At 70.1% G+C, this 25,378-nt stretch carries 16 protein-coding genes; 10 read left to right on the plus strand and 6 right to left on the minus strand.

Going from position 1 to position 25,378, the window contains the following annotated elements; genetic code table 11:
• Positions 1 to 38: 38 nt before the first annotated feature.
• The 9 genes from FB390_RS12175 to FB390_RS12215 all read left to right on the plus strand — a co-directional run bounded on the left by FB390_RS12175 (position 39) and on the right by FB390_RS12215 (position 12,647).
• On the plus strand, positions 39 to 791 hold the full coding sequence (locus FB390_RS12175; RefSeq protein ID WP_141809051.1) for an SDR family oxidoreductase: 753 nt from the start codon (positions 39 to 41) through the stop codon (positions 789 to 791).
• Positions 788 to 1,651, plus strand: coding sequence for an NAD(P)-dependent oxidoreductase (locus tag FB390_RS12180; protein WP_141809052.1), 864 nt, complete (start codon positions 788 to 790; stop codon positions 1,649 to 1,651). Before FB390_RS12175 ends, FB390_RS12180 begins: the two co-directional genes overlap by 4 nt.
• Positions 1,648 to 2,061, plus strand: coding sequence for a carboxymuconolactone decarboxylase family protein (locus FB390_RS12185; RefSeq protein ID WP_141809053.1), 414 nt, complete (start codon positions 1,648 to 1,650; stop codon positions 2,059 to 2,061). Before FB390_RS12180 ends, FB390_RS12185 begins: the two co-directional genes overlap by 4 nt.
• Before the next feature lie 28 nt (positions 2,062 to 2,089).
• Complete coding sequence (locus FB390_RS12190) at positions 2,090 to 3,559, plus strand: FAD-dependent oxidoreductase (protein ID WP_141809054.1); 1,470 nt, start codon at positions 2,090 to 2,092, stop codon at positions 3,557 to 3,559.
• Positions 3,560 to 3,583: 24 nt separating this feature from the next.
• Complete coding sequence (locus FB390_RS12195) at positions 3,584 to 4,162, plus strand: TetR/AcrR family transcriptional regulator (protein ID WP_067791578.1); 579 nt, start codon at positions 3,584 to 3,586, stop codon at positions 4,160 to 4,162.
• A 180-nt stretch (positions 4,163 to 4,342) separates the two neighbouring features.
• A complete protein-coding gene (locus tag FB390_RS12200; RefSeq protein WP_141809055.1) occupies positions 4,343 to 4,729 on the plus strand; it encodes a MotA/TolQ/ExbB proton channel family protein in 387 nt (128 codons plus the stop codon).
• Between the two features lie 164 nt (positions 4,730 to 4,893).
• A complete protein-coding gene (locus FB390_RS12205) occupies positions 4,894 to 5,670 on the plus strand; it encodes an ABC transporter ATP-binding protein (protein ID WP_141809056.1) in 777 nt (258 codons plus the stop codon).
• A 46-nt stretch (positions 5,671 to 5,716) separates the two neighbouring features.
• Positions 5,717 to 8,266 carry an ABC transporter permease gene (locus tag FB390_RS12210; RefSeq protein ID WP_185757012.1) on the plus strand — a complete coding sequence of 850 codons (2,550 nt, stop codon included), beginning with the start codon at positions 5,717 to 5,719 and terminating at the stop codon, positions 8,264 to 8,266.
• A gap of 199 nt (positions 8,267 to 8,465) precedes the next feature.
• Entirely contained in the window at positions 8,466 to 12,647 is a 4,182-nt protein-coding gene (locus FB390_RS12215) for an nSTAND1 domain-containing NTPase (RefSeq protein WP_141809057.1), read from the plus strand.
• 107 nt (positions 12,648 to 12,754) lie between these two features.
• Here the strand turns inward: FB390_RS12215 and FB390_RS33910 are convergent, their stop codons facing one another.
• The 5 genes from FB390_RS33910 to FB390_RS12245 all read right to left on the minus strand — a co-directional run bounded on the left by FB390_RS33910 (position 12,755) and on the right by FB390_RS12245 (position 22,781).
• Complete coding sequence (locus tag FB390_RS33910) at positions 12,755 to 14,881, minus strand: ADP-ribosylglycohydrolase family protein (RefSeq protein WP_221639248.1); 2,127 nt, start codon at positions 14,879 to 14,881, stop codon at positions 12,755 to 12,757.
• Between the two features lie 49 nt (positions 14,882 to 14,930).
• Positions 14,931 to 16,094: a VWA domain-containing protein gene (locus tag FB390_RS12230; protein WP_141809058.1), complete on the minus strand. Its 1,164-nt coding sequence runs from the start codon at positions 16,092 to 16,094 to the stop codon at positions 14,931 to 14,933.
• 232 nt (positions 16,095 to 16,326) lie between these two features.
• The gene (locus tag FB390_RS12235; protein WP_221639249.1) at positions 16,327 to 18,762 is read right to left on the minus strand and encodes a DUF5682 family protein; all 2,436 of its coding nucleotides are present in this window, start codon (positions 18,760 to 18,762) and stop codon (positions 16,327 to 16,329) included.
• Positions 18,763 to 18,771: 9 nt separating this feature from the next.
• The gene (locus FB390_RS12240; RefSeq protein WP_141809059.1) at positions 18,772 to 19,869 is read right to left on the minus strand and encodes an ATP-binding protein; all 1,098 of its coding nucleotides are present in this window, start codon (positions 19,867 to 19,869) and stop codon (positions 18,772 to 18,774) included.
• Complete coding sequence (locus FB390_RS12245) at positions 19,866 to 22,781, minus strand: DUF5691 domain-containing protein (protein WP_141809060.1); 2,916 nt, start codon at positions 22,779 to 22,781, stop codon at positions 19,866 to 19,868. Before FB390_RS12245 ends, FB390_RS12240 begins: the two co-directional genes overlap by 4 nt.
• A 190-nt stretch (positions 22,782 to 22,971) precedes the next feature.
• Here FB390_RS12245 and FB390_RS12250 point away from each other — a divergent pair, with 190 nt between their 5' ends.
• On the plus strand, positions 22,972 to 24,165 hold the full coding sequence (locus FB390_RS12250; RefSeq protein WP_141809061.1) for an MFS transporter: 1,194 nt from the start codon (positions 22,972 to 22,974) through the stop codon (positions 24,163 to 24,165).
• 11 nt (positions 24,166 to 24,176) lie between these two features.
• Here the strand turns inward: FB390_RS12250 and FB390_RS12255 are convergent, their stop codons facing one another.
• On the minus strand, positions 24,177 to 25,022 hold the full coding sequence (locus FB390_RS12255) for a helix-turn-helix domain-containing protein (protein ID WP_141809062.1): 846 nt from the start codon (positions 25,020 to 25,022) through the stop codon (positions 24,177 to 24,179).
• Between the last annotated feature and the right edge of the window lie 356 nt (positions 25,023 to 25,378).

Consider the following 25,378-nt stretch of genomic DNA (forward strand, 5'->3'; position numbering starts at 1 on the left):
ACGGCAAGCCGATCGGCAGAGTAGTTGTGGAGGACCCCATGGGGCGTTTCGCCGGAAGATCCGTCGTCGTCACCGGTGCCGCGCAGGGCATCGGCGCGGTCTACGCAAAGGCGCTGGCCGAGGAGGGCGCGAAAGTCGTTGTCGCCGACCGCAATGTGGAGCGTGGCAAGTCCGTCGCCGCGGAAATCGCGGCGGCGGGCGGTACCGCGGTGTTCGGCGAGGTGGACGTCGCCGACCCCGAATCGGCCACGGCCCTCGCGGAATTCACCGTCGGCGAGTTCGGCGCGATCGACCACCTGGTGAACAACGCCGCCATCTACGGCGAGATGAAACTCGACCTGCTGCTGACCGTGCCGTGGGACTACTACAAGAAGTTCATGTCGGTGAACATGGACGGCGCGCTCAATATGACCAGGGCGGTGTACCAGCACATGGTGCGCGCGGGCGGCGGCTCGATCGTCAACCAGTCGTCCACCGCGGCCTGGGTGTATTCCGGCTTCTACGGTCTCGCCAAGGTCGGCGTCAACGGACTCACCCAGCAGTTGGCCTTCGAACTGGGCGGCTCCAAGATCCGCATCAACGCGATCGCGCCCGGACCCATCGACACCGAGGCGACCAAGACCGTGACGCCGGGCGTCATCGTGGACGACATGATCAAGCGGCTGCCGCTCAAACGGATGGGCACGCCGGAGGATCTGGTCGGCGCCTGCCTGTATCTGCTCTCCGACGACGCCGCGTGGGTCACCGGGCAGATCTTCAATGTCGACGGCGGACAGATCTTCCGCTCATGAACGCACCGCTGCGCGTCGGATTCGTCGGCCTCGGCAATATGGGCGCGCCGATGGCCCAGCGGCTGCTGGCCTGGCCGGGCGGACTAACCGTGTGCGACACCAGGCCCGAGGCGATGCGCCCGTTCGCCGAAGCCGGTGCGGCGGTGGCGGATTCGGTATCCGAGGTCGCCGCCGACATCGTCTGTGTCGCGGTGCTCGACGACGCGCAGGTGCGCGCCGTGGTCACCGAACTGTTGGGCGCCGCCGCGCCGGGGACCGTGATCGCGGTGCACTCCACGATCGCCGATCGGACCGCCGAGGAACTGGCGGCCACCTGCGCCGAACGCGGCATCGATCTCGTCGACGCGCCCGTCAGCGGCGGCGGGCCCGGCGCCAAACTGGGTCGGCTCGCGGTCATGGTCGGCGGTAGCGCGACGGCGTTCGAGCGGGTGCGCGAGCCCTTCGGCTGTTTCGCCGATCTCGTCGTGCACGCCGGGGAAGTCGGCGCGGGGACGCGAATGAAGCTGGCGCGCAACCTTTTGCACTTCGTCGCCTTCACCGCGGCCACCGAGGCGCAACGGCTCGCCGAGGCCGCGGGACTCGACATCACCACCCTGGGCAAGATCGTCCGGCACTCCGACGCGGTCACCGGCGGACCCGGCGCCATCATGCTGCGCGACCGCACCGCGCCGATCGAACCGGACGATTTCTGGCTGCCCATCCTGCGCCACGTACGCGACCTCGGCGAGAAGGACCTCGGCCTGGCGCTGGAACTCGGCGACCGGCTCGCGCTCGACCTGCCGCTGGCCCGCCTCGCGCTCGAGCGCCTCGGTTCCGGTCTCGGCGTCGGCGACAACACCTTCGAAAGGCAGAACCCATGACCGACAACGCCAACGGCGCAGGCGACTCCGTCCGGCAGCGCGGCCTCGCCAAGATGGCCGAGGTCTACGGCACCGAATTCCAGGACTACCCAGGCGACCACTTCGCCATGACCGCCGATCACCTCTTCGCGAACGTGTGGTCGCGGCCCGGGCTCAGCGTGCGCGACCGCCGCCTGCTGCTGCTCGGGGCGCTGACCGCGCAGGGCCTGATGGACACCGCGGGCATCCAGATCGGCGCCGCGCTGCGCAACGGCGAACTCACCGAGGAGCAGCTGCACGAGATCGCGCTGTTCCTGTGTCACTACGTGGGTTGGCCGAACGGCACCAAACTCGACTTGTTGGTGGGAACAATCGTGGCGCAGCAGAAGAAAGCCGCGCGGGCCGCGGCCGACAAGTCCGAGACCGCGTGACATCGCACCGAACCACGAGGAAGCGAACATGACCGACGCCAAATCCATCCGTCCACTACGCGCCAGCGCGGTCTCCGAATGGGGGCCATCCGCCGATGTCGTCGTCGCGGGGTACGGCATCGCCGGTGTCTGCGCCGCCATCGAGGCCGCGCGGGCGGGCGCCGACGTGCTCATCCTGGAACGCTCCGGCGGATGGGGCGGCGCGGCGGCGATGGCGGGCGGGTTCATCTACCTCGGTGGCGGGACGCCGTTGCAGCGGGCGCTCGGGTTCGAGGACAGCCCGGAGAACATGGAGAAGTTCCTGCTCGCCGCGCTCGGACCCGGTGTCGACGCGGCCAAGATCGGGGACTACTGCCGCAACAGCGTCGAGCACTACAACTGGCTCGTCGCGTGCGGCGTGCCGTTCCGCGAGGCGTTCTGGGGCGAGCCCGGCTGGGAACCGCCGCACGACGAGGGTCTGATGTACTCCGGCGGCGAGAACGCCGCACCGTTCAACACCTTGGCCACGCCCGCGCCCCGCGGCCACGTCCCGCAGTACGCCGACAAGCGGATCGGGCAGCGCAGCGGCGGCTACATGCTCATGAAGCCGCTCGCCGAGACGGCCGAAAAGCTGGGCGTGCGAGTGGAATACGACACTCGCATCCGTCGGCTGATCGTGGACGACGACGATCGGGTGGTCGGCGTGGTCGCCGCGCACTTCGGCAAGGAGGTCGCGATCCGGGCCGAACGCGGCGTCGTCCTGGCCACCGGCAGCTTCGCCTACGCCGCGCAGATGATCGAGGGGTACGCGCCGCGCCTGATCGGCAGGCCCGCCGCCGCCATCGAGGAGCACGACGGCATCGGCATCCGGGTGGCGCAGGCGCTCGGCGCGGACCTGGCGCACATGGACGCCACCGAGGTCGCGTTCTTCGGCGACCCGCAGCTGCTGGTGCGCGGCATCCTGGTCAACGGGCGCGGCCAGCGCTACATCGCGGAGGACACCTATCCCGGCCGGATCGGGCAGGCCACGCTGATCCAGCAGGAGAACCAGGCGTACCTGGTGATCGACGAGGCGTCCTACGAGGCGGCGCTGAAGACCGTGACCGCGACGCCGTTCTTCCGGCAGCCGCCGACCTGGGTGGCGGAATCGGTCGCCGAGCTCGAGGCCGACATGGGCTTGCCGGAGCGGGCGCTGCAATCGACCGTCGAGACCTACAACCGGCACGCGGCCGAGGGCAAGGACCCGCTGCTCGGCAAGAAACCGGAATGGGTGCGCCCGATCGGTACGCCGTTGGCGGCCTTCGACATGCGCAACTTCACCGCGGGATTCACCCTCGGCGGGCTGCGCACCGATCTGGACTCGCGGGTCCTGCACGTCTCCGGTGAACCGATCGCGGGGCTGTACGCGGCGGGACGCTGTACCTCGGGGCTGTGCGCGGGCGGATACGTCAGCGGGGCCTCGCTCGGCGACGGCAGCTTCTACGGTCGCAGGGCCGGGGTGGCGGCCGCCAAGAACTGATGGGGACTGATAGTGTCTGGACACATGTCCGAAGGTGATTCCATCATGCTGGAGGCGACCCGGCGTCGCCTCAGCGGGAAACAGGCCGACACTGTCGACAAACTGACGAAGTCGGCCGTGGAGGTGCTGGCCCGCGAGGGCTTCGCGGGCATGACCATCCGGTTGGTCGCCGCGGCCGCCGGTGTCGGCACCGCCACGGCCTACACGTATTTCTCCTCCAAGGAACACCTGGTCGCCGAGATCTTCTGGCGTCGCCTCGTCGCCTCGCCGTCGCCCGCCAGCGAATCCGACGACCCGCACGACCGCGTCGTCGCCGAACTGCGCAACATCGCCATGCTCGTCGCCGACGAGCAGGAACTCTCCGGCGCCGTCACCAGCGCACTGCTCGGCCGCGACCCCGACGTCGCGCACCTGCGTGACCGCATCGGCGCCGAGATCCGCAAACGCATCCTGCGCGCCCTCGGCCCCGACGCCGACCCCGATATCGTCGAATCCCTCGAACTGCTCTACGCGGGCGCCCTGGTCCGCGCGGGCATGGGCTACGCCTCCTACTCCGAAATAGCCGACCGCATCGAGAAATCCGCGCTTCTCATCCTGAAATAGGGCGCATTTCCGCCTACGCCCCCGCCGCGCGCGTTCTGATCGAGTTCCGGGACCCGTGGCGAGAAAGTGGAGACAGCTGCCCTCTTGGAATCGGGGGTGGGTGAGGTCGGCGTGGCGCACTCGGCGTTTCGCGAGGACACTGAGGACGTAGCGCCCAACTCGTCCCGAGGAGCACATGCGATGCCAAACAACGGGCCTTTCGGCATCGACCCGGAAGATATCGAACGCGCACTGCGTGAGGCCGGAACCGAACTCCGCGACCTGCTCGGCAAAGCAGGCGTGTACCTGGATCGCGTAGATCACGCGAGCGTCGGTTCACTGGCGTCGTTCCTCGGTCAGTTCGTCCAACCGGAACGGCCGCGTCCACCGCAACCCGAGACCACCGGTGAGACCGGCAGTGGGGTCTGGGCGATCTACAGCATCGACGACACCGGCGAGGCCAGCGTCGACCAGGTCTTCCCGACCGAGCTCGAGGCCTTACGCGCGCATCGCGACAACACCGATCCCCGCCGCCGGGTCCGCTTCCTGCCCTACGGCGTCCCGGCGAGTGTGTTGGATGCCCCCTGACGGCGATGGGGGAGGCCCCGTTGCCCCGGTTGTGTGAAGTCGACTCGGTGCCGACCAGGCCGTACCTCCGCTGCGTTCCGCGCCGCTCGGCTGAGCCGTACGCCCCGGGTATTCGGGGGAATCCCTGATGGCGCGGGGCGGGGTTCGCAGACAGACTGGAGGGCATGACTTCGCAAGCTGTGGGGGCCGATACCGCCGAGACGGTGGCTCCGACCGAAATCGCGGCGCGGGCCGTCGACCTGTCCAAGGTGTACGGGTCGGGTGATACCCAGGTCAGGGCGCTGGACGGGGTGTCGGTCGAGTTCGCGAAGCGGGAGTTCACCGCGATCATGGGGCCCTCCGGCTCCGGCAAATCGACCCTCATGCATTGCCTGGCCGGGTTGGACAGTGCCAGCTCCGGCACGGTGCGCATCGGCGAGACCGACCTGACCGACCTCACCGACAAGCAGATGACCCGCCTCCGTCGCGATCGCATCGGCTTCGTCTTCCAGGCGTTCAACCTGGTGCCCACGCTGACCGCGCTGGAGAACATCACGCTGCCGCTGGACATCGCGGGCCGCAAGCCCGACGAGGACTGGCTCGACACCGTGATCAAGCGGCTCGGGCTCGGTGACCGGCTCGACCACCGGCCGAGCGAGCTCTCCGGCGGCCAGCAGCAGCGGGTGGCGTGCGCGCGGGCACTGGCGGGCAAGCCCGAGATCATCTTCGGCGACGAGCCGACCGGCAACCTGGACTCGCGCGCCTCGGAGGAGGTGCTGTCCATCCTGCGCGCCGCGGTGGACGAGTTCGGCCAGACGGTCGTCATCGTCACCCACGAGCCGCACGCGGCGTCCTTCGCCGACCGGGTGATCTTCCTCGCCGACGGCCGGATCGTCTCCGAATTGCGCGATCCGACTGCGGAATCGGTGCTGGACCGGATGAAGTCGCTGGAGCAGGCATGAGAGTCGCGGTCGTGGCGCGCGACGTCGCCGTGCGGGGGGAAGCGTGATGAACGGCAGTCCGATGCGCAAGGTCGCGCTGCGCAACCTCGCCGCGCACAAAGTCCGGTTGGCGCTGACCCTGCTCTCGGTGGTGCTCGGCACCGCCTTCATCGCGGGTTCGTTCGTCTTCACCGACACCTTGCAGCGCACCTTCGACGGCCTGTTCGCCAGCCAGGCCAAGGGCGTCGACGTGCGGGTGAGCCCGAAGGAACAGCAGTCCTTCGGCGTCCCGCTCGGCGTGGTGGACATGGTCTCGGGGATGGAAGGCGTGCGCGCGGTCGCGCCGAGCGTGAACGGCCCGCTGGTGCTGCTCGACCCCGAGGGCAAGAAGCCGGTGCAGACCGGCGGCGCGCCCAGCTGGGGCGAGTCGTACGTTCCGCCGGAGCACGCGGTCGCCGAACCGCCGACGTTCGTCGCGGGCACGCCGCCCGCCAAGGCGGGCGAGGTCGCGATCAACAGCGGAGGCGCCGAGGTCGCCGGGCTGAAAGTGGGGGACAGGACCAAGATCCTCATCCCGTCGCAGAGCACCCAGCAGCGGCCGGTTCTCGACGTCACCATCAGCGGCATCTACGAATTGCCTTCGGACACCGGTGGGTTCATCGGCCTCTACTTCGATGACGCGCAGGCCAGGCAGCTGTTCACCGATGGATCGCACGTCGCCTGGATCGATATCGCCGCGACTGGCTCGGGCGACGAGTTGCGCGACCGGGTCGCCACCGCGCTCCCCGACTTCAAGGTGCAGAACGGCGAGCAGGTGCGCGCCGATATGAAAGCCCAGGTCTCCCAGGCGCTGAACTTCATCAACTACTTCCTGCTCGCGTTCGGCGCGATCGCGCTGATCGTCGGCACGTTCATCATCTACAACACCTTCGCGATGATCGTCGCGCAGCGGCTGCGCGAGCTCGCGCTGCTGCGGGCGGTCGGCGCGAGCAGCAGGCAGGTCGGCGGCTCGGTGGTGGCCGAGGCGCTCGTCATCGGCCTTATCGGCAGCGTGATCGGGCTCGCGGCGGGAATCGGCCTGGCGTTCGGGCTCTCGGCGGTGCTCAACGCCTTCGATCTCGGCCTGCCCACCGGTTCCATGGCGGTGCTGCCGCGCACGGTGGTCGTCGCACTGGTCGTCGGTCTCGTTGTCACCGTGATCAGCGCCTACGCCCCCGCGCGCCGGGCGGCGAAGACGCCGCCGGTGGAGGCCATGCGGGAGGAATTCGCTTCCGCGGGTGAGTCGTTGCGTATCCGCACCGCGGTCGGCGCGGTGCTCGCCGTGCTCGGCATCGTGCTCGTGGTGCTCGGCTCCCGCTCGACGGGCGGCAGCGCGGCGGCGACGGTCGGTGTCGGCGCGTTCGGGCTGATCCTCGCCGTGCTGCTCGCCTCGCCCGCGCTGTCGCGTCCCGTGGTCGGCGGCCTCGGGGTGCTGATCCGCCCGTTCGGGCCGATCGGCCGGATGGCGCGCAACAACGCCGCGCGCAATCCACGCCGCACGGCCGCGACGGCTTTCGCGCTCACCCTCGGCCTGATGCTGGTGTCGTTGATCAGCATGCTCGGCGCGTCGGCGAAGGCCAGCGTCGCGGTGCTGGTCGACAAGGGCGTCAAGTCCGAGTACGTGCTCGCGGGCCCGCAGCAATCGCAGCTGATCGGACTGCCGCTCGGCGTGCCGGACGCGGTGCGCGCCGGTGTGCCGGAGGCCGCCGAGGTGATCGGCTTCCGCGGCGTCGCGGTGAAGGTCGGTGACGATCGGTTGGCGGGCGTCGCGCCCGACGGTCCGATCGACAGCGCGCTGAACTACGAGATCCTGCAAGGCACTGGCACGCTCGGCGAGCGCGGCATCCTGGTCTCGGACGACGAGGCGGCCCAGCACGATTGGCGGGCCGGTCAGCAGATCGAGCTCACCACGCTGGACCGCAACCAGAAGGTGCCGGTCACCATCGCGGGCGTGTACAAGAAGACGCCGCTGCTCGGCGACCTGGTGGTGCCGCCGGCCATCTTCGAGGCGGTGACGCCGACCGCGTTCCGCAACAACTTCTACGTGCTGGTCAACGCGAAGCCGGGGGCGGACGTGGCCGCGATGCGCAATGACCTGGCGAAGGCGACCGATCAATTCGCGGTCGTCCAGGTGCAGGACCGCGAGCAGTTCAAGGGCGCGCAGGGCCGCCAGATCAACACCCTGCTCGCCATCCTGTACGGCCTGCTCGCACTGGCGGTGGTGATCGCCATCCTCGGCATCATCAACACGCTCGCGCTCTCGGTGGTGGAGCGGCGCAGGGAGATCGGCATGCTGCGCGCCGTCGGGACCATGCGCTCGCAGATTCGCCGCACGATCTACCTGGAGTCCATGCTGATCGCGGTGTTCGGCGCCATCGTCGGGGTGATCCTCGGCATCGGGCTCGGCGTCGGGTTCCTGCGCACGCTGCGGGATTTCGGCATCGACCAGATCGACATCCCGGTGACCCAGCTGGTCCTGGTGCTGATCTCCTCGGCCGTCGTCGGCGTGCTCGCCGCGCTGTGGCCGGGCATCCGGGCGGCCCGCACACCCCCGCTGGCCGCGATCGCGGACATCTAGTAGACGGACATCTAGTAGACACAGCCGGACGCACTCCGCCGATAGCCTGCGCATGGCCGGAGCGGAGGCGGAGGTACGCCTAGGCTTGGCCCCGGCTTTCGAGCCGGGGCCGGGCCGCAGGTTGCGACACAATTGCCAGCGCCAAGACGAGTAGCGAACTACTCGCGCGGCGCGCACCGCGGCGCCGCAGGATTCCGGTATGTCCAGGGTCTTCCTGAGTCATTCGAGCCGGGACACGCGGGAAGCGGTCGCGCTGAAGGCGTGGCTCATCGAAGCGGACCCGGGCCTCGCCGACGAGATCTTCCTCGATCTGGATCGGCGGACCGGGATCCGCGCCGGTGTCCGCTGGAAGGACGCGCTGCGGCGCGCGAGCGAGCGCTGCGAGGCTGTCATCTGCTTGCTGTCCGACAACTGGGACGCCTCGCACGAGTGCAAGACCGAGTATCGGTCCGCCGAGACTCTTGGCAAGCCGATCTTCGCGGTTCGATTGCAGCCGCTGAAGGGCCGCGACATCACCAGCGAATGGCAACGGTGCGACCTGTTCGGCGCGGGACCGCACACATCGATCTCCGTCGACGACGGACCGCCGGTCGAATTCCGCACCGAAGGCCTGCTGCGGCTGCGCGACGGTCTGCGTGCGGCGGGCATCGGCGCGGACACGTTCGCCTGGCCGCCGCCCGGCGACCCGGAACGGGCGCCCTATCGCGGCTGGCAGCCGCTGGAAGCGGTGGACGCCGCCGTGTACTTCGGCCGCGACGCGCAGATCGGCAGGGCGCTGAGCGCCATCCGAGCGCTGCGGAACTCGGGCGTAGGTCAGCTGTTCGTCGTGCTCGGACCGTCCGGGGTGGGGAAGTCGTCGTTCCTGCGGGCGGGTTTGCTGCCGCGCTTGCAACGCGACGATCGCCATTACCTACCCGCTGGAATCGTGCGGCCCCAGCGTTATGCCCTGACCGGCGACGGCGGCCTCGCGCAGACGATCCACCGGCTCCGCGTCGATCTGGGACTGCACCAACCGAGTCTCGGTGTCATCAAGGAAGGCATCCGCGACGTGGCGCGGGTGCGGGCCTGGCTGGCCGAGGCGCAGCGGGCAGCGCGAGAGCGAATCGTCGATCCGACCGACGACGAGCCGCCGACTCTCGTGTTTTCCCTCGACCAAGCCGAGGAGCTTTTCGGGGTCGACGCCGACGAGGAGGCGCGGGCGTTGCTCGCCCTCGTCGGCGAGCTGCTCGACCAGCGCACCGCGATGCCGATGGTCGTCATCGCGACCATTCGGGCCGACCGGTACGAGCCGCTGCAAACCGCGCCGGAACTGGCCGACGTCGCGGTCCGCCCGTTCGACGATTTGAAGCCGATGCCGCAGGCGCAGTTCAAGGAGGTCATCTGCGGCCCGGCGCGGCGGGCGCGAGAAGCGGGCAGCAAGCTCGCCTTCGCTCCCGAACTGGTGGACCGGCTGCTCGAGGACTGGTCGCATGGCGCGGACACCCTGCCGCTGCTCTCGCTGACCCTCGCGCGTCTGTACCAGGACTACGGGGATGGCGAGATCACGCTCGCCGAATACGAGGCGATGGGCGGCTTGCGCCGCGTCGTGCAGAGCGAGATCGACGAACTGCTCGCTGTCGATCCCGCAGTGCGAGAGGAACAACTCGCGGTGCTGCGGACGGCGTTCGTGCCGTGGCTGGCCACCGTCGACCCGGACAGCGACCAGCCGATGCGCCGGGTCGCACGCTGGTTCGATCTGCCCGCGCCAAGTCGTCCATTGCTGGAGAGTTTCATCGCCCGGCGACTGCTCGTCCGGGACGAGCGCGACGGTGAGATCGTGGTCGAGGTCGCCCTGGAAAGTCTGCTGCGGCAGTGGGAGGCGCTGGCCGAATGGTTGCGGGTCGAGGCGGCCGATCTCAAGGATGCCGACAATCTCGAGCGAGCCGCGCTGGCCTGGGAGCGCAACGGGCGCAACGAGGAATGGCTGCTGGCGGGGAGCAGGCTCGCGGACGCCGAATCCCTCGTTGTCGAACCGGGATTCCGGGATCGGCTCGAGCACGTGCGGGAATTCTTGTCGGCCGCGCGGAAGCGCGAGGACCGGCTGCTCGCCGAGGAGCAGGAGCACCGGGAGGCCGAGCTGCGGGCGGCCAGAGACCGGCAGGAAGCGGCGGAAGCGTTGGCGGCGGCGGAAAGTCGCGCGAAGGAGGATGCGGAGCGACATGCCCGCATGTTGCGCAAACGGTCGAGGATTCTGCGGGCGGCGTTGATCGTTGTTGCCGTCGTGGCGATGGTGGCGGCGGTTGGATTCGCGTGGGCATTGCGCGCGGAGAATCGGGCACGGTCGAATGCTCGGGATACGTCGGCAGCGGCGCTGGGAGCGCGATCTCAGCTCATGCTGAGCGAATCGTGGCCGGGCAAGAGCGACGACGTGTTCGGAATGCAGATGGCGTTGGCCGCCAGTAGTTTTCCGTCGAAGACGGATGGCCACTTCGCGGTGCTCAACGCGATCCATCAGACTCGGAACGTAAACAAGATCTACGGCTTGGACGGCGCCAGCGCGTACAGTGTGCAGTTCAGTCCGGACGGCACGCGAGTCGCCACCACTCGGGGCGACTCGATCGAACTGGTGGACGCCGGAACGTGGCAGCGAATCGGCGCATTGATGACCGGCCACGAGTTCGAAGTAAACAAGCTCGCGTTCAGCCCGGATGGCAGGCGCATCGCGTCGGCGAGCCGTGATGGGACAGTGCGACTTTGGGATACCGAGACGCAGCAACCGATCGGCGAGCCCCTGCGTGGGCACATCGGCCCGGTGATGACCGTTGCCTTCAGTCCCGATGGGAGCGCGCTCGTCTCGGGAGGCGTGGACAAAACTGTCCGGTTGTGGGACGCCGAGACGCGGCGACCGATCGGCGAGCCGATGACCGGATCCGAGAGAGAGGTCATGTCGGTCGCGTTCGGTGCTGACGATCTGATCGCCTCGAGTGGCCTCGACGGCGCGATCCGCCTGTGGAATCGCGCATCGCGGCAACCGGTCGGTGCGATCCCGACCGGCCAGTTCAGCCTCAACAGCGTCGTGTTCAGTCCCGACGGCACCAAACTCGCCTCGGCGGGCTCCGATGCGACGATCCAGCTCTGGGATCCACGCACCCGCCTGCCGATCGGCGAACCGTTGCGCGGGCATACCGCGGTGATCGAGCAGGTGACGTTCAGCCGCGACGGTGCTCGACTCGCTTCCGTGAGCGACGACAAGACGGTCCGGACTTGGGACGTGGCGTCTGGTCGTCCGGTCGGTGAAATGCTACGTGGGCACGAATCCGCGGTCATGAGCGTCGCGTTCCACCCCGACGGCCATCGCATCGTTACCGGCGGTCTCGATTCCACTGTGCGAGAGTGGATCGGGAACCCGGGCACCGTATACCGCGAAGGCCCGGTGGTCAGCCTTGCGATCAGCCCTGATGGCAGGCGCCTCGTCTCGAGTACGGGGGACGGGACGATCAGCCAGTCGGAGATCGACACTGGCAAGCAGGTGGGTCCGGTTGTCCACGGCGATGTTCTGGAGGGCGCGGGTTATAGCGCCGACGGCAGGCAACTCGAGTCGATCGCCCCGAGCCATCTGCGGATGTGGGATACGAATACCGGTGCGCCGGTCGGTGCGCCGATCCAGTTCCCGCCGGAGACCAAGTTGGCTTTCACCAATGGTGAACGCACAGCGGCGCTGTTCACGGAATCGTCCGGCCAGCTGTGGAGCCTGCCGTCGATGCAGCCGATCGGACCGCCACTGGACGAGGCCAATGGGGTCATGTCCGCTGAGTTCAGCCGCGATGGAAAGGTCCTTGCGGCAGGGGGTACGGACTGGGTGCTGCGGTTGTGGGACGCGACGACCGGCCTGCGGATCGGGAAGCCGATGGAGGGGAAGGGTTGGGTGTCCGATATCACCTTCAGCCCGGATGATCGCCGGCTCGCGGTCGGATACTACGACAGGTCCGTGCGGTTGTGGAACGTGGAGACCGGGGAACAGATCGGTAATCCGATGTGGCACGACGGCTGGGTCATGGATGTCGAGTTCAGTCCGGACGGAACGACACTGGCGACCGGCAGTGTGGACGGAAACGTCCGCCTGTGGGATGCCGCATCGCAGCGGCAGATCGGCCCCGCGATGATCGGGCACACCGGAGTGATCTCGGACGTCGACTTCACACCGGACGGCGCACGCATCATTTCCGCGAGTGCCGACAAGACGATCAGAATTTGGCCGGTGTCTACGTTCGATACCGACAAGCTGTGCGCCAAGATGACCTACAACATGAGCCGGGAGACGTGGAACGAATGGGTCTCTCCCGACATCGAGTATGAAAAGGTCTGCCCGGATCTCCCTATCGCGGGCGAAGAAGGTGGGTAAACCAAGACTGCCCGGAGGGGTACCCCAGCGCCAGGCACTCGGCGCGGTGAATCGGTGATGGTCGCGAAGGTGGTTGAGCCTCTTCGGCTTCAGTATCGAAGCGGCCATCAATCCGGGTAGCGGGCGGACCAGTCGGACGTGGGCTCGCCATGCCTGTCGCGCGGCGGCGTCGGCCCGAATTCGATGCAATAGTCGGCGGCGAGACGCTCGATGATGGGCGCGGCGTCCAAACCGGCGCGCCACGGCTCGGGGATGGCTGCACGGCCGTGCCGGGCGCCGAGAATGCTCCCGCACAGCGCACCGGTGGCGTCGCTGTCACCGGAATGATTGACCGCCAAGAGAACTCCGTGCCGGAAGATCCGCTCCGGCGTCCCGCCCACGCCCTGCGCGCACAGCGCCGCGTATACGGCGATACCCAGCGCTTCGGGCGCGATCCAGCCGCGCCCGAGCGCGTCGAAGTCCTCCGGTTGCGGCATGGCCGAGGTGCGGCGCGCGGTGGCGGCCGCCAGTTCGATGGCCGCGGCGAGCGCCGCGGAGGTCTCCTCGTGGTGCTCGTGGCGGGCCAGCTCGGTGCGAACCTGGTCGAGCGCGGCGTCGAGTTCCGTACCACGGCCGAGCAGATAGATCAGCGCGGCCATCGCGCCAGCGGGCAGCCAGCCGCTCGGGTGTCCGTGGGTGAGAGCCGCCGCGTCGCAGCCCAATTCGAAGACGTGCTCGATCGCGTCGCCCGCCCGGTCCACGGCGTAGCCGAAGCCGCAGGGCACCGAGCGCACGGTGGCGGCGCAGCCTTTGGAATCGTTGATCGGCTGGCTCCGGGTGCCGAGCGGGCGGGCCGGTTCACCCCGCGCGGCCGCTTTCCGCAGTGCGGTGACGGCGGCGTGCGTGGTGCCTCGGTGTCTCATCAACTCCGGATGGGAGGCCAGCGCGCTGTGCGGCGGGAACCTCTGCTCGGGAATGGTGACGCCCTGACCCCGCAACCACACCAGGAAGCCCTGCTGCATCATGCCGAGCGTCGCGCCGCCGATACCGCGCGACCGCGCCCGCACCGAACCCTTGACGAGGGCCTCCACGGTGAACAGCGTCAGCTGGGTCTCCTCGGAGATCTCGCCCGCGTAATGCTCCGGCGTGCCGGTGACGCCCTGCGGGCCGTACCGCTGCCGGATGTGGTGCAGCAGCATGTTCTCCACCGGTGCGCCGAGCGCGTCACCGATGGCGCCGCCGAGCAGGCAGCCGAGCACCACGTCGTCCTGGGTGTGCATCCGCCTGCGGAATTCGGTCGCGTGCATCGTCACGTCGGGCGATGCGGATCGCGCCGCGGGCGGTTCGGACGACGTACCGACTGCCGAACCCGATGCCGGACGACCTGCCCGCTCGGGCGCGCCGCCGAAACCCCGGTCGCGCAGGGCACGAACGACGTCCTCGGCGAACTCCCCGCACGAGTCGTACCTGTCGCCTGGGTCCTTCGCCATTCCCCTGGCGAGCACCGAGTCCAGGCGCGCGGGCAGCTCCGGCCGCATCGCGCGCGGCGACGGTATCGGGCCGTGCAGATGCCCGAAGAGCACGGCGGGCAGATTCGGGCCGTCGTAGGGTCCCGCGCCGGTGAGCAAGCGAAACAGCGTGCACGCCAGCGCGTATTGATCGCAGCGGTGGTCCAGCGGCGCGTTGGTCAGCTGCTCCGGCGCGGCGTAGGCGAGGGTCGCGGTGAGGTTTCCGGTGCGGGTGAGCCCGGCGGTGTCGTCGAGCAGTTTGGCGATACCGAAGTCGGTCAGCAGCACCCGCTCGTCGAAGCCCGTGCCGACGCCGGCGGAGCGGGACAGCAGGATGTTGGCGGGCTTCACATCGCGGTGTAGCACGCCCCTGGCGTGCGCGTAATCCAAGGCGCCCGCGGTCTGCACGACGATCTGCGCGACCCGCTCCGGCGACATGGCGCTCGGTGGCACCGCGGCGCTGTCGTGACCGTCCACGTACTGCATCGAGATCCACAGCCGCTCGTCCTCGATGCCGCGGTCGTAGACGGTGATGATGTTGGGATGGTCCAGCTGCGCGACCAGGTCGGCCTCGCGCTCGAACCGCCGCCGAATCTCGGCGTCGTCGAACATCTCCCGGTGCAGCAGCTTGAGCGCGGTCGTCTTCGGCAGCCGGGGATGGCGCGCCGCGTACACCGCTCCCATGCCGCCGCGCCCCAGCTCGCGCTCGATCACGTAGCCCGCGAACACCTCACCACGGCGCAACATCCGTGCCCCCCATCCAGCGTGCCGAGAACTCGACGAGTCTAGAACGGCTTCATGGCTTTCCGGCGTTGACGTCGGCCCAGGATCGGACATCGCCGCGATCCAGCGCCACCGCGAGCAGGTCGGGGAAGCGGTCGGGCGTGCAGGCGAAGGCCGGAACGCCCAGCGCGGCGAGGGCCGCGGCGTTGTCGTGGTCGAAAGCCGGTGCGCCGTCGTCGGAGAGCGCGAGCAGCACCACCACCTGCACACCCGATTCCCGCATGGCGTGCACCCGGCGCAGCATCTCCGCGCGGATGCCGCCCTCGTAGAGGTCGGAGATCAGCACGAAGAGCGTGTCGGCCGGGCGGGCGATCAGCGTCTGACAGTAGGCGAGCGCGCGATTGATGTCGGTACCGCCGCCGAGCTGGGTACCGAACAGCACGTCGACGGGGTCGGTGAGCAGATCGGTGAGGTCGACGACCTCGGTGTCGAAGACCACCAGCGAGGTGCGCAGCGCCCGCATCGAGGCGAGCACCGCGCCGAACACCGAGGCGTACACGACGCTCGCGGCCATCGACCCCGACTGGTCGATGGCCAGCACGACATCGCGGCGCACGGCCTGGGTGTTGCGGCCGTAGCCGACCAGCCGCTCCGGGACGACCGTGCGGTGCTCGGGCAGATAGTTGGCCAGGTTCTTGCGAATGGTGCGGTCCCAGTCGATGTCTCGGGCCCGCGGCCTGCTGATCCGCGCCGCCCGGTTGAGCGCGCCGGAGACGGCGGTGCGGGTGTGGGTGGCGATGCGCTGTTCGATCTCGCGAACCACCCGTTCGACCACGGTGCGCGCGGTGGCCTTGGTCGTCTCCGGCATCACCCGGTTCAGGCTGAGCAACGTGCCGACCAGGTGCACGTCGGGCTCCACGGCGGCGAGCAACTCCGGCTCCAGCAGCAGTTCGGTGAGTTGCAGGCGGTCGATGGCGTCGCGCTGCATCACCTCGACCACGCTGGACGGGAAGTAGGTGCGGATGTCGCCGAGCCAGCGCGCTACCCGCGGCGCCGAATCGCCGAGGCCGGCGGAGCGTTTCCCCGAGGTGGGCTCGTCGCCGGTGTTGTAGAGGGCGCCGAGTGCCCGGTCGACGGCCACGTCGTCGGCGCCGCCGAGGCCGCCCAGCTCGGGCTCGGCCGCCGCGCCGAGGACGAGACGCCAACGGCGGGAAGAATTTTCGCCAGGGCTGTTCATGATTCGGCTCCTTGCGGACGGGAGACGAGCTCGCCTCTGACGTGTTCCGCGTACGGCGCGGCTGACGACTGAAGGTGACCGCCAGACGCCCAGAGCGGCCGAATGACACCTTCGGTCGGGATTCCGCGGCGGGTGGGCATCGAGCGAAGGTGACATTCGGTCCGACCGACCGGGTGGGGGATGCCTTCGGCCGGTAGCGGTCGACCGTTGCCGAGTGGGCCGAGGTGCGCGATCATCGGGCGACTCCGAGGATGTCGGCGGCCGTGCGCATCGCGCGGCGTCCGCGTTCGACATCCACGTCCGTTCGCTCCGGTGCCGCGAAACCGGCGGTGTCGTGGATCGCGCGGCCGATGGCGCGGCGTTCGCCGGATTCGAAGGCGCCGAAGGTGCGGCGCAGCACCGGCAGCGTCTCCAGGAATTGCTCGTCGTCGAGGCCGCGCAGCCATTCGTCGATGCGGCGCAACAACTCTCGGTCGTGCACGAGCAGCAGGCCGCGGCCGCCGAGGAAGCCGTCGATCCACGCCGCCTTGGACGCCGGGGTCGCGCCGACCGACAGCGCGGCGGACAGGCGGCGTCCGGAATCGGCGTCGCCGATGATGCCCGCATCGCTGAGCAGCCGCACCGCACGGCCGACGAGCGCGCCGTGCACGTCCTCGCGGTCGGCGAGTTTGCGCAGTGCCGCCAGCCAGGTCTGGGTGGCCCACGCGTCGTCGCGGGTGTGGATCGCCAGGTGCGCGGCGTCCAGCTGGGTGCGCAGCTCCGCGGCGGCGTCCGCGTCCAGGCCCGTGACCGCACCCGGCAGACCCGCCGCGATACGAACGAGCAGCCCGTCGGCCACGTGCGCGAGCGCCTTGGTGTCGGTGCCGCGTACATCGCCGTAGCGCAGCGTTCTGATCAAGCCGGGCAGTGCCGCGAGCAGGTGGGTGACGTCGTGGTCCAGCGCCGCGACGGTCTCCAGGCGCTCGATGAGCCCGGAGGTCGCGCCGCTCAGATCGGCGAGCAAAGCCAGTTCCAGGGCGCCCGCGAGGTCGGCGAGCGTGCGGTTCGGCCGCCGCGCGGTGTCCAGGATCTTGGTTTCCGCGGCCGTGCGCAACGTCGTGCCCCAGCGCGAGGCCTCGATGACGGCGACCGCGAACTCCGGTCGCCACTTCAGCGTCCACGTTTCACGGAAGGTGCCGGTGCTGCGCACCTCCCCGGTGGTCGGCGTACCCCATTCGACGCCGAGCAGCCGCAGCCGGTGCAACAGCCGCGAGCGTTCCAGCTCGCGCTCCTTGCGCAGGTCGAGATCGACGGTGCGCGCGGTGGGCTCCAGCTTCATCCGCAGTCTGCGCACTCTGGCGCGCAGGTCGGCGTCGAGCGGCACCGTGGGCGCGTCCTCCGGCACGGCGCCGAGCGCCTCGCCGACGACGAGCTCGGTGGTCACCACGTGCACCATGGTCTCGTCGCCGCCGCACATCACCGCGCGCACCGCCTCGGTGACCTCGGAGAGTCCGGCCAGCGGTCGTTGCCGCAGGGCGGCAAGGGTTTCCGCGAGCCGGACCGCCTCGATGACGTGCGCGCTGGACACCGGAAGATCGTGCGCGCGCAGTACGCCCGCGACCTTGGTGAGCCAACGCGCGATCGGCCGGTCCGGGGCGGTGAACAGGTGGTGGTACCAGCCGGGCGAGTCGACGCCCGCGCCGTAGCCGGAGGACGCGGCGAGCCGGGAATGGGTGTAGGGCACCCAGGTGACGGTGGCCTTCACCTTCGGCATGCCCTTGAGCAGCCGGGCGTCCGGCGCGGCCGGGCCGAGCTTGCCCGCCAGCGCCGGTGCGTGCCAGGCGCCGCAGACCACGGCGAGGCGACGCGAGCCGCCCTTGAGCGCCTTGCGCATGGTCTGGCGCATGTAGGCCTCGCGGCGCAGGGTGTGCGCGTCGATCGCGGCCGGGGTCGGTCGACGGCGCGCGATCGGCCCAGCGGACGGGTCGAATTCCTCGACGGCATCGAAGGTTTCGAGATCCGGCGGCTGTTCGTCCGAAAGCGCGGGACCCAACCGCGGCTCGTCCGGATGCGTGTCGGGCGTCTCGCGCAGTGCGGCCATCGCTTCCGTGAGCGCGTCGAAAACGTCTATATCCGTGGTGGATTCGACGACCGCGTCCCACCAGCGTTCGGCGTCGTCGTAACCGGCGGCGGCCGCAAGATGCGCCAGCGGGTCGACGCTGTCGCCCGGCTCCGCCTCGGCGGCGAGCACCGCGCTGCCCGGCAGGTCGCAGAAGCGCACGGGGACTTGGTATTCGGCGGCGTACCGTAGCGCCTGCCATTCCGGCGAGAACACGGCGTACGGCCAGAACGCCGCGCGGGCGGGTTGATCGGGCACGTAAGCGAGCAACGCCACGGGCGGGGCCATGCCATCGGCCGTGACGAACCCGACCAAGGGATCTGCGTCGGCGGGGCCCTCGATGAGGATGGTGTCGGGCTGAAAGTCCTCCAGTGCCAAGCGGAGCGAGCGCGCCGAGCCCGGGCCGTGGTGCCGGATGCCGAACACGCGCGTAACCACGTCGTCCGCTGCTCCGTTGATGTTCGGCGTGGACCCATCCGATGCGCCGCGCTCGGCGTCGGTCGTGCCGTTCCACGCGCCCGTCGTGCCGTTCCAGGCTTCGGGTGCGCGGTCGTCGTCCGGTGAGAACATCCGCGGCCCCTAGCCGGTGACCTCGCGGCAGGCGCGATAGAAGTCGGCCCAGTCAGGGCGTTCGCGCACAACGGCTTCCAGATACTCGGTCCACACGGCGGCGTCGGCCACCGGGTCCTTGACCACCGCGCCGAGCAGCGCGCCCGCGATGTCGGTGGCCCGCAGCACTCCGTCGCCGAAGTGCGTCGACAGGGCGATGCCGTTGGTCAGCACCGAGATCGCCTCTGCGGTGGACAGCGTCCCGGAGGGCGACTTGAGTTTGGTGCGGTTGTCGGCCGTCATACCGGAACGCAATTCGCGGAAGACCCGCACCACGCGGCGCACCTCCTCGGCCGCCGCGGGCACCTCGGGCAGCTCCAGCGCCGCGCCGAGCTGGGCCACCCGCCGCGTCACGATCGCGACCTCGTCCTCCTCGTCGGCGGGCAGCGGCAGCACCACCGTGTTGAAGCGGCGGCGCAGCGCGGAGGACAGTTCGTGCACGCCGCGGTCGCGGTCGTTGGCGGTGGCGATCACGTTGAAACCCTTGGCCGCCTGCACCTCTCGGCCGAGTTCCGGGATCGGAAGGGTCTTCTCGGAGAGCACGGTGATCAGCGCGTCCTGCACGTCGGACGGGATGCGGGTGAGTTCCTCGATCCTGGCCAACGAGCCGGTGCGCATCGCGGTCAGCACCGGAGACGGGACGAGCGCGGCGTCGCTCGGGCCCTCGGCGAGCAGTCTCGCGTAGTTCCAGCCGTAGCGGATGGCCTCCTCCGCCGTGCCGGAGGTGCCCTGCACCAACAGCGTGGAGGAACCGGAGATCGCGGCCGAGAGATGTTCGGACACCCAGGTTTTGGCGGTACCCGGCACCCCGAGCAGCAGCAGCGCTCGGTCGGTGGCCAGGGTGGCGACCGCTACCTCCATGAGGCGGCGCGGGCCGACGTACTTCGGGGTGATCACGGTGCCGTCGTCGAGCGTGCCGCCGAGCAGGTAGGTGACCACCGCCCACGGCGAGAGCCGCCACGAGGGCGGGCGCGGGCGGTCGTCGGCGGCGGCCAGCGCGCGCAGCTCCTCGGCGTAGGCCTGTTCGGCGTGCGGGCGCAGCAGGGTGCTGGCGTCGGTGCTGGTCACGGCAACTCCTCGAGCATGTCCGAGCGGTGGGTGAGGTCGGTGGCGAGCTGGTCGAAGGCGCGGGCCCACGCCACATCGTCGCAGCGCTGGGCGATCGAGGCGACGGTGGCCGCCGCGTCGACCGGCAGGTGCACCGCGGCCGCGGTGAGCAGCGATCGGTGCGCGGCGGGGCCCGTGCCGTGACCGCCCGCGCGCTGAGCGGCGAGGCGGGCGCGTTCGAACAGCAGCAGGATCACGTGTTGCGCCAGGGGCTGCGGCCACGGGCGCGGCACGGCGGGCAGCAGCGCCTCCAGTTCGGAGAGCCAGGCGCCGTCCAGGCGCAGCAGGTGCCGGACGCGCTCGTCGGCCGGAAGCAGGGCGAACAGCTCGCGGCGGCGAAGCAGCGCGGTGTCGGAGGGCACGCCGTTGGCGAACAGCGCCGCCGCCCATGCCGAATCCTGTTGCGCCAGTGTGGCATCCACCCAGCCGTCGAACAGTGGTTGCCGGAACCGGTCGTCCACTGCGACCCGCACGGCGTGCTCCGGCGCGCCGAGCGCGGCCGTCCAGTGCCGCAGCGGCGTGGCGGCGACCAGCTGGCGCAGGCGGCCTGCGGTGACGTCCGGAACGCCGTTCCAGCGGTAGCTGAATTCGACGGCGCGGTCGGTGATGCCGTCGCGCCGGACGTCGGCGTCCAGCGGATCGGGCAACTCGATCGACAGCCGCGTGCGGTCGGCGTCCACGGCGATCCAGTCGCCGGCGCGCCGCAGCATGCGCTCCCCGAAGGCCGAATCGGGAAGCGAGGCGAGCAATCCGGCGGCGGTGCGGCGGACTTCGGCGCGGCGGTCGTCCAACGCGGTCTCCAGCAGCGGCTCGTCGGCCGTGCCGATGCCGTCGGCGAAGACCGCGAGCAGTTCGGCTTTTACCCGGCCGGTTTCCGTGGCCCACGTGTCGGTGAGCGCCGCGCGCGCGGCATCGGCGTCGCGGGCGCGCAGGCGGGCGAGCCAGTCGCGCCGCTGCGTGGCCGAGCCGTAGCGCCAGATCTCCTCGGAGTCGGCGTCGACGACGAACTCCGACAGCAGGTTTCGCCACCCCGGGTGCCATTGCGCGAGCCAGCGCCCGCGTTCGCCCGCCAGTCGGAGCAAGGGTGCGCGCAGGCCGGGCTGCGCGTCGGCGGATTCCAGCAGCTGGGCGGCCAGCGCGTCGGGCGCGCGGAAGTCGTGCGGCGCGGCGGCCTCGAACCATTCGGGCAGGAAGCGGGACCGGTCGCGCAGCATGTCGGCGAGGCGAACCGCGGCGGCGCGGGGGAGCTGCGCGCGATCGTCGTCGGGGGCTGGTTGCGGCACGGTGGCGGTCTGCGGGGCGATTCCGCCGCGCGTGAAAGTGTCACGGAGCGCGGCCGATTCGAGCAGCAGGAAGGCCGGGTCGGCGCGCAGAGCAGCGGCGGCGGCCGCGACCGGCGCGGGCAGCCGCGCGGGATCGAACGCCCGGCGCGCGGTGCCGAGCAGCGCCGCCGAGATCAGGTCGTCGGTCGCGCCGCTCGGCGGCTGGGAGTCCCACAGCGCGGGCTCGCTCTCGAGGTCGGTCATCTCGCCCACGGCGAAGACCGAGACGGGGACGAGTCCGTCCACCGTCCACTCGCCGAACACGCCCACCGGATGCCCGCCGGACACCGCGAGCAGCGACCACGGTTGTTCGCCCGGCGCGAGGGGCAGCGCCGCGCCCTGCGCGTCGACCACCTGCCAACCCGCCTCCGCGACCACCGGAATCACGTCGCGCAGCAGCACCGGCCACGTCCGCAGAAAGGGGTCCGCGCCGAGCGCCCCGGCGTGGGTATCCAGCGCCCGGCGGACGGTGCTTTTCGTGGCCTCCGCCGTCGGGTTCGCCGTTTCGCCGCGACCGTTGCCGATCGCTGAGGCATCTTCACCGACAGGAGTGGCCGCGGCGGGCAGGCTGGTGAACGGTTCGTCGGTGCCGTGGCGCTCGCCCCACAGGGCGCGCAGGGGTGCGGCGCCGGGGTAGTAGTGCAGACCGGCCTCGGCCATGTGCCCGAGAACGGGTGCGGTCACGGGGAACGCGGGTGCGCCGAAGGCGTGGTCGACGAGCAGCGCCCAGCGGTGCGTGCGACGGCCGTAGAGCCAGGTGCGGCGGGTGTAGAGACGGTCGTCCTCGGTGCTGCGCACGCCGAGGGTCATCCATTGGTCGCGAACCACCGGCTCGGTGCGCACCGCCTCGGCCGGGTTGGGATAACCGATGTGGGTGCGGACACTGGCGCGCAGGGCCGGCGGCAGGTCGTCGAGGCGACGGTGCGCGGCGACAAGCAGGTGCAGCCTTGCGTATTCGCGCAGCACGGGCTCTGGCCAGTCGGCGCGGGTCGCCATGATCAGCGGGAGCCTGCGCAGCGCACCGGCGACGCCGGGGGCCTGCGCGTCCACCATGCGCGCCGCGATCGTCTCGAACGCCTGGTAGGACCGGTCGGCCTGGGCGAGACCGGTGCGCACCTGGTCGCCGAGCCAGATGTCGAGTTCCTCCAAGCCAGCGGTCACGCGGACCCGCCGCTGTTCGGCGGTGGCCGGATTCGCCGTGCGCTGCGCGGTGGGCTTCGGGGAACGGGCCGCACGCCAGGTCAGCCATTCCGCCGCGAAGTCCGCGACCTCGGCGGCGGGCGCGACCACACCCTGCGACCAGAGCAGCAGCAGCGAGAGCGCGTGTTTGCACGGCGTCTTACGGCTCGGACAGCTGCACGAATACGCGGGACCGGACAGGTCGACGATCGTCGCGTACGGCTCGGGCCCGCTGCCCCGGCACCGGCCCCACACGGCATCCTCGCGGTAGCCGGTGTCGCGCCAGCGGTCCGCGAGGGCACGCGCCGCCCCGAGCGAGCTCGCATCCGGCGCGAGCGCGCCGACCCGCTCCTCGGGCCACGGTGCGTTCATCGGGCGGCGCCCGAACGTCCGTGCGTCATCCTCGTCTCCCGTTTTCCTCGTTGTTCGATTTCTACCCGAGCCCGCCGACATGGCCACAGGTGCCTGTGCGCGCAGCCCGACGAAGTCCGTCTTGGCGTTTGAGCCGACTGCGGTGGCGTTTCGGTCGGGTGTGCGCTGCGGCGCGGCTGTTGCATCTGGCATGACAACGACGCTCACCGCCGCGACCTCGGCACCGAAGTCCATTCGCCGGGTGTGGCCGGCCTTGCTCACCATGTTCCTCGGCAGTTTCACCCTCGTGACGGCCGAATTCCTACCCCCGGGAGTGCTGACCGCGCTCGCGAACGACCTGCGTGTCCAAGAGGGCGTGGTCGGCCTTTCGGTCAGCGCGACGGCGCTGACCGCGCTGCTGGCCGCACTCGGACTGAGTTCGCTGTTCCCGCGGCTCGATCGCCGCACGCTGCTGGCGGCGCTCACCGTCGCTGCCGCCGTATCGAACATCGTGGTAGCTCTCGCCCCGAATATCGTCCTGCTGCTGATCGCGCGGCTGCTGCTCGGTGTGGCGGTCGGCGGCTATTGGTCGATGGCCCTGGTGATCGCGGCGCAGCTGGTGCCCGCAGCCAGGCTCGGCAAGGCGATGATGATCGTGAACGCGGGGACTACGGTAGCGACGGTGGCCGGCGTGCCGCTCGGAGTGCTGTTGGGCAACTATGCCGGTTGGCGCGTGGTGTTCGTGGTCGTGGCGGTGCTGTCGGTGCTGGCGGCGGTCGCGGTGAAGGTGGCGTTGCCGCCCATCACGCCGACCCACGGAGTCGGCTGGTCGGCGATGGCCGGTGCACTGCGGGCGCCGGGCGTGACGCTGGGCCTGGTCGGCTTGGTCGCGGTCATCGGCGGGCATTTCGCCGGCTACACCTACATCCGTCCGGCTCTCGATGAGCTGCTCGGCGCGGGCCCCACCGCGATCGCCGTGCTGCTCGCCCTGTTCGGAATCGGCGGCCTGATCGGCAATTTCGTGCTCGGGTCGCTCGCCGATCGGCGCCTGAGCATTCTGTTGACGGCCGTTCCGGCAGCCATTGGACTGTCGCTGCTCGCGATCATCGCCTCGGCGGCTGTCGCGCCGTTCGCCTATGTCGCGGTGGTCATCTGGGGTGGTGCGTTCGGCGGCATCCTCAACCTGGTGCAGGTGTGGGTGTCGCGGGTGCTGCCCGATCGGATAGAGGCAGGCAGTGGCCTGGTGGTCGGTGGTTTCCAGCTCGCGATCATCGCCGGCTCGGCGATCGGTGGGCGTGGTGTGGACGGTCTCGGCCCGATCGCGACTTTCGGTCTCGCCGCAGTGGCGGCGGTGATCGGTGGGGTCGCGCTCCGGCTCTCGCTGAGCCGCGGCACGGCGGCCTGACGCCGGTCCGATCACGCCGTGGGCACGCGGGCCTGACGCCGCCATTCGGACGGGGTGAGGCCCGTATGCCTGCGAAACGCTCGCCCGAACGCGGTCTCCGACGAGTAGCCGAGGCGCCGGGCGACCGTGCCGATCGCGGCGTCGCTCTCGATCAAGAAGCGCTGCGCCTTGTCGACCCGCAGTCGCGTCAGATAACGCCCCGGGGTGAGCCCGGTCGCGGCCTGAAATCGTGCGGCGAATCCCGACCGTGAGGCCAGCGCGACCCGGGCCAGCGCCTCGACGGTCCACTCCTGCCCCGGATCGGCGTGCATGGCGGCCACCGCTCGCGCCACGCCGGGTTCGTTCACCCGCAACAGCCACCGCTTCGGCGCGCATCCCCGCGCGTGCCAGGACTCGATCGCCATCGAGGCGACCAGTGTGGCGACCCGATCACCCTGCACCCCTTCCGGGTCCGGACATTCCACCACGAGGTGCTGCATCATGGTCGCGGCCAGGGGCGCGTGCTGCACGAAATCGGTCAGCAGTACCCGCGGCGGCAGCGCGTCCATGGCGCTGCCGGACCCGACCGGCGCGAGCCGCACGCACAGCACCGTGGCCTCCGACAGCGCATTGACCGCATACCGTTGGCGACGCGGCACGAACAGGAAATCCCCGTGCGTCAGATCGTCCGTGTCACCGAGACCTTCGACGCGGACAAGCCCTTCGGTCACTACGAGCGCACTCGACTCGCCGCCGGGATACACCCATTGCCCGGCCGCCAGCGCGAACACCTCCCGTCCGGCGAACCGCCACCGGAGTCCGGCCAGCACATCCTCTAGCCCGCCGCAACCCGCATCGACCAGCGCCAATGTGCCCATCCCTCATGCTGAATCCCTTGCCGGAACAACGGTACCAAGGGTGCCGGGCGATAGCCGGGGTGAAGGAAGTCTGTCCCGGCGCGCACGGCCGGAGCGCGGATGCTCGGAAGTCGCTGCGCCGTCGGCGGATTCGTGGGCAACAAAGTCTTGCGCTGAATTTCGTTGTCTGGCATTCTGTTCTGTTCGGCTCCGTCCGAGCCACCCAGATCGGGTGACACACCATCGAGCTGCCCGCCGGGGTTGGCCGAGGGGTGGACATCGAGGCGCGGCCGAGCCCGTTCGATGGCCATATCCATCCCCGCCGGGCAGGTTCGCATCTCCTTTCGTTCATCCACCGCCGGTGGGCGAATCTCGCG

This window comes from Nocardia bhagyanarayanae (genome assembly GCF_006716565.1).
GTDB lineage: Bacteria > Actinomycetota > Actinomycetes > Mycobacteriales > Mycobacteriaceae > Nocardia > Nocardia bhagyanarayanae.

Coding starts and splice junctions, on each gene's coding strand:
- FB390_RS12210 (WP_185757012.1), top strand. CDS start 5,717: ATGAACGGCAGTCCGATGCGCAAGGTCGCGCTGCGCAACCTCGCCGCG.
- FB390_RS12215 (WP_141809057.1), top strand. CDS start 8,466: ATGTCCAGGGTCTTCCTGAGTCATTCGAGCCGGGACACGCGGGAAGCG.
- FB390_RS12230 (WP_141809058.1), bottom strand. CDS start 16,094: ATGAACAGCCCTGGCGAAAATTCTTCCCGCCGTTGGCGTCTCGTCCTC.
- FB390_RS12235 (WP_221639249.1), bottom strand. CDS start 18,762: ATGTTCTCACCGGACGACGACCGCGCACCCGAAGCCTGGAACGGCACG.
- FB390_RS12185 (WP_141809053.1), top strand. CDS start 1,648: ATGACCGACAACGCCAACGGCGCAGGCGACTCCGTCCGGCAGCGCGGC.
- FB390_RS12180 (WP_141809052.1), top strand. CDS start 788: ATGAACGCACCGCTGCGCGTCGGATTCGTCGGCCTCGGCAATATGGGC.
- FB390_RS33910 (WP_221639248.1), bottom strand. CDS start 14,881: ATGTTGCGCCGTGGTGAGGTGTTCGCGGGCTACGTGATCGAGCGCGAG.
- FB390_RS12250 (WP_141809061.1), top strand. CDS start 22,972: ATGACAACGACGCTCACCGCCGCGACCTCGGCACCGAAGTCCATTCGC.
- FB390_RS12245 (WP_141809060.1), bottom strand. CDS start 22,781: ATGAACGCACCGTGGCCCGAGGAGCGGGTCGGCGCGCTCGCGCCGGAT.
- FB390_RS12200 (WP_141809055.1), top strand. CDS start 4,343: ATGCCAAACAACGGGCCTTTCGGCATCGACCCGGAAGATATCGAACGC.
- FB390_RS12190 (WP_141809054.1), top strand. CDS start 2,090: ATGACCGACGCCAAATCCATCCGTCCACTACGCGCCAGCGCGGTCTCC.
- FB390_RS12255 (WP_141809062.1), bottom strand. CDS start 25,022: ATGGGCACATTGGCGCTGGTCGATGCGGGTTGCGGCGGGCTAGAGGAT.
- FB390_RS12195 (WP_067791578.1), top strand. CDS start 3,584: ATGTCCGAAGGTGATTCCATCATGCTGGAGGCGACCCGGCGTCGCCTC.
- FB390_RS12205 (WP_141809056.1), top strand. CDS start 4,894: ATGACTTCGCAAGCTGTGGGGGCCGATACCGCCGAGACGGTGGCTCCG.
- FB390_RS12175 (WP_141809051.1), top strand. CDS start 39: ATGGGGCGTTTCGCCGGAAGATCCGTCGTCGTCACCGGTGCCGCGCAG.